Here is a 5,775-nt window from a genome sequence, read left to right on the forward strand (position 1 = left end):
ATCTGGAGCTGGCCCGTCGGGTGGGGGCCCGGGGGGTGCTGGTCCTCACCGGCTACGGGCGCGGGGAACTGGAATATGTCCTTCCCGCCAAGGGCCTCCGCCCCCATCTGGTGGCGCAGGACCTCCGGGAAGCCGCAGAACTCATTCGGAAGGACTTTCTCGCTCCAGGATCCGCTGGATCTCCGAAACCAGACTCTGGGCGGTAAAGGGTTTGAGCAGGGCCCCGTCGAAGCCGAACTCCCGGGGTTTACTCACTACCGGATCCTGCGAATAACCGCTGGCCACCAGGGCCCGCACCCCCGGATCCAGTTTGCGCAGCTCCGGAAGGACCTCCCTTCCTCCCCATCCTCCCGGAACTGTGAGGTCCAGGATTACCAGATCGAAAGGCCGGCCCTGCTCCAGGGCCTCCCGAAACCGGGCCAGGGCTTCCCTTCCCTCCGCCGCGGTTTCCACCTCAAAACCGTGCAGACGCAGGATTTCGGCCATGGATTCCCGCACCCCTTCCTCATCGTCCAGGATGAGGATCCGCCGGGGAGGTTTCCCATCCGCGGCCTGAGGCGGGGACTCCCTCCGCCTCTCCTCGGCCCGGGCCGGGACCAGCGGCAATCGAAGGCGGAAAAGGGCCCCCTCTCCGGGCCTGGATTCCACCTCGATGCGCCCCCCGTGGGCCTCGATAATCCTCCGACAGGTATAAAGCCCCAGCCCGGAACCCCCCTCGCGGGTGGAGAAGAAGGGCTCGAAGATCTTCGCCTGTAACTCCTCGGGAATGCCCGGTCCGGTATCCCGGATCTCGATAACGGCCTCGTTCCCTTCCTGCCGGAGGGTCACAAAGATCTCTCCCCGGTCCTGCATGGCCTGTCGGGCGTTGAGGAAGATGTTGTGCAGGCAGATGGTTAGCTGTTCGGCGTCCAGCTGGAGGGGCGGAAACCGGGCCTGAAATTCCTGATGGATGCGAATGCCCGAGCCGGCCAGGGCAAACTCCAGGGCCTCGCGAACGATCTTTTCCAGCGAAGCCGCCTTTTTTACCGGGGCTCCGCCCTTGGTATAGGTGAGAAGCTCCCGGGTGAGGGTGCGGGCGGTAAGACAGGCCTTTTCCGCCTTTTCCACCAGGGCCTGGATCTCGGAGGAGGGGAACTTGAGTTTGAGCACCTCCAGATAACCGCTGATGGTGGCCAGAAGGTTGTTGAAATCATGGGCCAGCCCCGAGGATACGATGCTCAGGGTCTCCAGCTGGGTGGTGCGTCGGGCTTCCTCCTCCAGGCGTTTTCTCAGGGTGATGTCCCGGAATACCACCACCCTCCCCACCATCTTCCCCTCCTCATCACACACCGGATGGGCCACCACCTCAAAATAGGCCTCCTCTCCCTCGGGGAGCCGGAAGGGGACCTCCTCCAGATAGGAAGCCTTCTCCGAGGAGGAAAGTTCTTCCAGATCCTTACAGGAGGTGGGTTCCAGGGAGAAAACCTTGCAGAAGGGTTTGCCCACGACCTCCTGGGCCTTACGTCCCAGGATCCTTTCGGCCGAGGCGTTAAGGAGGGTGATGCGTCCCTCCACGTCCGTGGCCACCACCGCATCGGCCAGCGCGGAAAGCACCACCTCCAGTCTCTCCCTCTCCTCCCGGAGTTTTCGTAGGGCTTCCTCCAGAGAACGGGTGCGTTTTCGGACTTCTTCCTCCAGATGATCCCGGTGTCGGGAGAGATCCAGATAGGCCTTTCTTAGGCGGTGGTGGAGAGAGAGGATATAACAGATGACCAGAACCCCGGAAAGGGAGAAGATGAGCAACCCGGTGATGATCAGGAGATAACGCTGACGGGCCTTGCGCAGGGCCCGGGCGGCGAGTTCCGCATAAGGCCCCACCCCCAGGTAACGCAGACACGCGTGTACCGGCTGATAGTTGGCCGGAATGGTCCAGGCCGCTCCGGTCCGGCGGGCCACCGGAGAATCCTTGGGAAGGGCCAGGAGCACCGAGGCTATGACCTCGGCGATCTCGTCGCGGAGCCGGGGACTGCGGGCCAGGGGCCATTCCGGGTACAGTTCCGTGCTCACCAGGAGATCAAAGCCCGGAGGATATACCCGGTGCAGGACCTTGAAATCCCGGAGACGGATCTTTCCCTCCCGGGCCATGGTCTCGAGCGTGTCCGTGCGCACGCACCCTGCATCCACCTCGCCCTTAAGCACCGCATAGACCACGGCGTCGTGCGTACCGTAAAAACGTACCCGGAAGTCTTTCCCCCGGCGCAGCCCGGCCTCTTTGAGCACCCGCCATTGCATGAGCCATCCCCCGAAGGAATCCGGGTCCACAGCCCCGATCAGGGCCCCCTTGAGATCGTGAAGGTTGCGTAAATCCCTCCGGCCGGCCCGGGTAAAGATCACCCCTCCGAAGAGGGAATACACCTTCCCGAACTTGAGGTTCTTCATGGTCACGATGGGGGATAGCCCGCAGCAGGTCTCGAATTCCACGTACATGGCCGGATTGGCCAGGACCAGATCCACCTCTCGCAGGCGAACGGCCCGTTTTAGTTCCTCAAAGGAAAGAGGCCGCAGGATAACATGATAGGGGGTCTTACGGGAAAGGTAGTCCGCCAGGGGTTGCCAGCGTTTCACCGTGGCCTGGGGCCCGCGTTTGGCCAGAACCGCCAGTACGATCTCCCGTCCGAAGGCCGGAAGGGCCGCGGTTAGCAGGAAAAGGCCCAGACTCAGAAAAAATAATCGCTTCACAGGATCAGGATATTAAAAAACGACTAAAGGATCAACGATTTAACCCTTTATGCAGCCCAGGGGGAGGAGCTTCACCACCTTCCGGGTAAGTCCGGCCCGACAGGTGGCTTCGATGACCCGGGTTACGTCCTTGTAGGCCTCCGGGGCTTCCTCCGCCGCTCCCCGTTTACTCTTGGCCCGGACAACGATGCCTCTCCGGCGCAGGTCCTCGATGACCCGTTCGCCGCGGAAACGTTTGAGGGCCTGGTGACGGCTCATGCTGCGTCCGGCTCCGTGGCAGGCGCTGCCGAAGGCCTTGGCCTCCCCCTCCCTGGTGCCCACCAGGATGTAGGAGGCCGTTCCCATGGAGCCGCCGATGATCACCGGCTGGCCCACCTCCCGGTAACGCGGCGGCAGTTCCGGACGACCCGGCCCCCAGGCCCGGGTGGCCCCCTTGCGATGCACAAAGAGCCGCCGCTTCCGGCCGTCAACCTCGTGTTCCTCCACCTTACAGGTGTTGTGGCTTACATCGTAGAGCAGGGTGACCCTTGCGTGCTTGAAAAAGTCCGTCACTACCTCTCGCACCAGATAGGTGATGACCTGCCGGTTGGCCAGGGCACAGTTCACCCCGCAGAGCATGGCCCGAAAGTAACGCTCCCCCTCCGGAGAATGGATGGGGGCACAGACCAGTTCCTTTTCCCGGATAGGGATGCCGTATTTCCGGGCCGCTTTGGCCAGGAGGGGCAGATAGTCGGTGGCGATCTGGTGCCCCAGGGCCCGGGACCCGCAGTGGATGGTGATGACGATGTCGTCCTCTTCCAGACCGAAGGCCTCCGCCGCCTGCCGGTCGTAAACCTCGGCCACGTACTGGATCTCCAGATAGTGGTTCCCCGAACCCAGGGTTCCCACCTGACGGTGCTGCCGGCGCTTGGCCTCCAGAGACACACAGGAGGGATCGGCCCCGGGCATACAGCCCTTCTCTTCGATATACTCCAGGTCCTCGGGTTCTCCGTACCCCTTTTCCACCGCCCAGCGCGCCCCTCCCACCAGGACCTGGTCCAGCTTCTCCGGGGTGAGCCGGATCTCCCCCTCCGAACCCACGCCGGAGGGCACGGTGCGGAAGAGTTCGTCCACCAGAGGTTCCAGGACCGGGAGGACCTCCTCCCGTTTAAGCCCGGTGCGCAGGGTTCGTACCCCGCAGGAGATGTCGTAGCCCACCCCGCCTACGGAGATGATACCCCCTTCCTCCGGGTCGAAGGCCGCCACCCCTCCGATGGGAAATCCGTAGCCCCAGTGGGCATCCGGCATGGCCATGGAGGCCCGGACGATCCCCGGCAGACAGGCCACGTTGGTCACCTGTTCATAGACCTTTTCGTCCATTTCCTCCAGGAGCTCCCGGCTGGCAAAGATCTTCCCCGGCACCCGCATCTCCCCCTGCCGGGGGATCTCCCATTCGTAATCGTTGATCTTTACCAGTTTTTTGAGCTCCATGGTGGCCCCCTACGGAAAATAGCGATAAATGTCCTTTCTGCGCAAAATGCGTACCAAGATTACCGTATCACCTTCTACTTCCATACCGACTCGGTAGTCGCCTATTTTTATCCTCCAGAAATTTTTGCCGCCTTTCAGCTTTGTTAGATCTCTTCTTAGCGCCGAGAGGGACGAAATGTTTTCTATTTCGCTTATCAAGGACTTTATCTCTTTAAGTCAAAGAACGATCCTTGATTTTCTTTAAGTCCCGCTTAAAACTTTCCTCTATTTTGAGTTTCATTTGAGTTTGCTTTCAATCTCTTCCAACACTTCTTTTTTTGTTACGAACTTGTTTTTTCTCCCTTCTGCTATGGCTCTGCTTAAGGCTACATCTTCAATAACTTCTGTGATCACCTCTTTAAGGAGATCTTTTTTTTCAAGGAGTAATTTACAGAGAATTTCTTCTAATAGAGGCCTGATTTCTTGATCTTTAAGAATTATTTCCATCAAAGCGCACCTCCTTTAAATTTCGCGCCTTGGTGCCTTCCTCTCTCAAAGATAATCCCGGATCAGGGGAGGTAAAGGTGCAGGTGTCCGAAGCGGTCGCAGGCCGCCTTAAAGTCCGGGGGGACATAGACCGTGGCAAAGTCCCCCACGATTAACGCCGGGCCGGGGATCTCGGCCTCAACCGGCACCTCCTCCCAGAGATAGACCGGAGCACGGCAGCGCTGGTGCGGGGCCAGGAGAAGGGCCGTAAACTCCACCGGGGTCAGCTTTCGTCCGCCCTCAAAGGGCGGAAGGTCCGGGAGAGACCGTTTTACGGTTATCCTGAGCCGCACCGCACAGGCCTCAAGCTCCCTTTCCGGCAGACGAAATCCGTAGAGCCTTTCGTGTTCCCGGTGGAAGGTTTCCTCCAGTTCCGGGCCGAAGGGTACGGTGATCTCGAAGGACTGCCCCCGGTAACGCAGATCCACCGCCGCGGCTATTTCCAGTTTCTCCTCCTCGAAGCCCAGGGCCCGCACCTCTCTCCGGGCCTTTTCCTCCAGTTCCCTGAGACGGGTTTCCAGGAACTCCCGGGAGAAGGGGTCGCGTCCCGGGCGGAGGCCCCGTGAGAAATCGAAACGGGGTTCGGCGAAGAGGATTCCCAGGGCGGAGAGGACGCCGGAGAGCCGGGGAACGAGGACCCTGGGGATCCCCAGCCGCTGGGCCAGTTCCGCGGCGTGCAGGGCTCCGGCTCCTCCGAAGGCTACCAGCACGAACCGCCGGGGATCGTGCCCCCTTTCCAGCGAAACCCGACGCAGGGCCGCCTCCATGTTGGTGTTGGCGATGGTAAGGATGGCCAGGGCCAGTTCCTCCGGGGAATAACCTTTTCGGGTCGCCAGTTCCGCCAGCGCCCTTTCGGCCCGGCGGGGATCCAGGGGCATCTTTCCCCCCAGAAAACGATGGGGAAGGAGTCTTCCGGCCAGAAGATGGGCGTCGGTTACCGCCGGATGGGTGCCTCCCCGGGCGTAACAGGCCGGGCCGGGATCGGCTCCGGCGCTCTGCGGCCCCACCCGCAGCGCCCCTCCCGGATCGAACCAGGCCAGGGACCCGCCCCCGGCCCCTATG

At 61.5% G+C, this 5,775-nt stretch carries 6 protein-coding genes; 1 reads left to right on the top strand and 5 read right to left on the bottom strand.

The annotated features are described in order from the left end of the window. On the top strand, positions 1-206 hold a 206-nt coding region (locus F8J34_RS04040; protein ID WP_363315411.1), incomplete at its 5' end, for an HAD hydrolase-like protein. Here the strand turns inward: F8J34_RS04040 and F8J34_RS04045 are convergent. The 5 genes from F8J34_RS04045 to F8J34_RS04060 form a co-directional block, all read right to left on the bottom strand. Beyond that, complete coding sequence (locus tag F8J34_RS04045; protein WP_297056724.1) at positions 142-2,718, bottom strand: PhnD/SsuA/transferrin family substrate-binding protein; 2,577 nt, start codon at positions 2,716-2,718, stop codon at positions 142-144. The two genes, F8J34_RS04040 and F8J34_RS04045, sit on opposite strands and share 65 nt — an antisense overlap. A 39-nt stretch (positions 2,719-2,757) precedes the next feature. After that, entirely contained in the window at positions 2,758-4,188 is a 1,431-nt protein-coding gene (locus F8J34_RS04050; protein WP_297056725.1) for an RtcB family protein, read from the bottom strand. Between the two features lie 9 nt (positions 4,189-4,197). Beyond that, complete coding sequence (locus F8J34_RS09760; protein ID WP_363315412.1) at positions 4,198-4,386, bottom strand: type II toxin-antitoxin system RelE/ParE family toxin; 189 nt, start codon at positions 4,384-4,386, stop codon at positions 4,198-4,200. Between the two features lie 78 nt (positions 4,387-4,464). Further along, a complete protein-coding gene (locus tag F8J34_RS04055) occupies positions 4,465-4,674 on the bottom strand; it encodes a hypothetical protein (RefSeq protein WP_297056726.1) in 210 nt (69 codons plus the stop codon). A gap of 62 nt (positions 4,675-4,736) precedes the next feature. Further along, the coding region (locus F8J34_RS04060) for a hydantoinase/oxoprolinase family protein (protein WP_297056727.1) at positions 4,737-5,775 on the bottom strand (1,039 nt) is incomplete at its 5' end.

Origin of the sequence: Thermosulfurimonas sp. (genome assembly GCF_015491435.1) — a bacterium.
Lineage (GTDB): Bacteria > Desulfobacterota > Thermodesulfobacteria > Thermodesulfobacteriales > Thermodesulfobacteriaceae > Thermosulfurimonas_A.

Excerpts from the sequence above, each read along its gene's own strand:
- F8J34_RS04050 (WP_297056725.1), bottom strand. The coding sequence starts at position 4,188 with ATGGAGCTCAAAAAACTGGTAAAGATCAACGATTACGAATGGGAGATC.
- F8J34_RS04055 (WP_297056726.1), bottom strand. The coding sequence starts at position 4,674 with ATGGAAATAATTCTTAAAGATCAAGAAATCAGGCCTCTATTAGAAGAA.